1 protein-coding gene is annotated in these 1,835 nt (G+C 62.2%); it reads right to left on the minus strand.

Features of this window, described 5'->3' with window-relative positions; translation table 11 throughout:
- The coding region (locus Q1J43_RS00040; RefSeq protein ID WP_301100234.1) for a methyl-accepting chemotaxis protein at positions 1-1,807 on the minus strand (1,807 nt) is incomplete at its 3' end.
- Between the last annotated feature and the right edge of the window lie 28 nt (positions 1,808-1,835).

The following is a 1,835-nucleotide window of genomic DNA, read 5'->3' on the forward strand; positions in this document are numbered from 1 at the left end:
CGCCTTCGCCGGACATCAGGGCGCGATAGAACTGGTTGAAGGTGTCGAACAAAGCGCGGTGGTCGTCATCGACCGAGGCCACGCCGATCTCCAGCGTCTCGGTCCACTGCGCCGGCGCCGCCGTATCCTTGTCGCTCCGCACCTGATCGAGGAAGCGGCCCACCTCTGTGCGAAGATACTCGGCCTGCTTGGAAAGCTCGGTGGAGGAGTCCTTGATCTGCGTCGCGGCCGCGCCGGTCTCCGAGGCGGCGTTGCCGACCGAGGCGATGCTTTGCGACACTTCCCGCGTGCCCGCCGAAGCGCTCTCGACGTTGCGCGCGATTTCGGACGTGACGGTGGTCTGCTCCTCGACCGAGGTGGCGACGGCGGTCGAGATTTCGCCGACGTCGTGGATGACCTTGCTTACCGCGCCGATGGCTTCCACGGCTTCCCGCGTGCCGTTCTGCACGGCGGCGATCTGCACGGTGATGTCTTCGGTGGCGCGCGCCGTCTGGTTGGCGAGGCCCTTGACTTCCGAAGCCACGACCGCGAATCCCTTGCCGGCGTCGCCCGCGCGCGCGGCTTCGATGGTAGCGTTCAGCGCGAGCAGGTTGGTCTGCGACGCGATTTGATTGATGAGGCTCACGATCTCGCCGATCTTGTTGGCGTTGTCGGCCAAGGTGCGCACCGCCGTCGTCGCGACGTCAACTTCCTGCCGCGCCTTGCGCGACACGGCGGAGGCTTGCGTAACCTGACGCTTGATTTCGCCAATGGAGCTGTTCAGCTCCTCGGCGGCCGCCGCGACGGCCTGAACGTTGGAAGACGCGGCCTGAGAGGCTCCGGCGACGGTCTGCGCCTGTCGGCTCGTTTCCTGCGCCGTGACGGCCATCTGGCTTGAGGAGGCTTGCAGCTCGGTCGCGGCGGATGTCACCGTGTGGATGACCTTGCCGACGCTGTGCTCGAAAGTGTTGGCCAGCGCGCTCATGGCCGCCTGACGTTCCGCCTCGGCGCGGCGCTTCTGCTCCGCCTGATCGGCGCGGAGGCGTTCCATTTCCTGCGCGTTGCGCTTGAAGACGTCCAGCGCAGCGGCCAGCAGCCCAAGCTCGTTCTTTTCGCCGAGGTTGGGGATCACGGTGTCATAGCGTTGATCGGCGATGGCCGTCATCGCCCCTGCCATCCGCCCGATCGGCCGCACGATCCAGCGCACCACCACGATGATTGCGGTAAAGCAGATCAGCAGCGCGATGAGGCCCACGAGCATGTAAAGAGTTGTGGTGGTCGCAAAGGCTTTCTCCGACTCCTCGAAACTCTTTTTGGCGATCGTTTGCTCAAGCGTGGTTAGTTCGTCCAACTTGTCACTCAGATCATCGTGGGGTTTTGCGTAAAGGCGTCTGGCCGAGTCGATGACCTCCTTGTCGCCAATATCGAGGCCAGGGACTCCCTTTTCGACGGCAGCGCCCAGTTTATCGAGAATAGGGCCAACGGCAGCGACCAGAGCTTCCTCCTCGGCGCTGAACGAAGTCTTCGTGAAGACGCCCCAATGTTCGCGGGCATGTTTAAGAGCATCCACGACGCGCGACGTCGTTTTATCGTCAATGTCGCCTTGGGAAGCGGCATTCATAACGTCGGAAATTTCGTCATAGCTATCGTGCACGTCCTTGATCTGCGCCATCGTCACGATGCGGGAATTATACATGTCCGCCATGCTGTTTTTCACGTCGCGCGCGGAGGTGTAGCCATACAGCCCCATGCAGGCGATGATGACCGCCAGACCAGAAACGATGGCCAGCAACATAAATTTGATCGTGAGTTCCGATTTCTTCAGCATGTCCGCCACCTAGTATTGGGTTGTTGGC

The sequence above is a fragment of the Propionivibrio sp. genome (assembly GCF_029255185.1).
Taxonomy (GTDB): Bacteria; Pseudomonadota; Gammaproteobacteria; order Burkholderiales; family Rhodocyclaceae; genus Propionivibrio.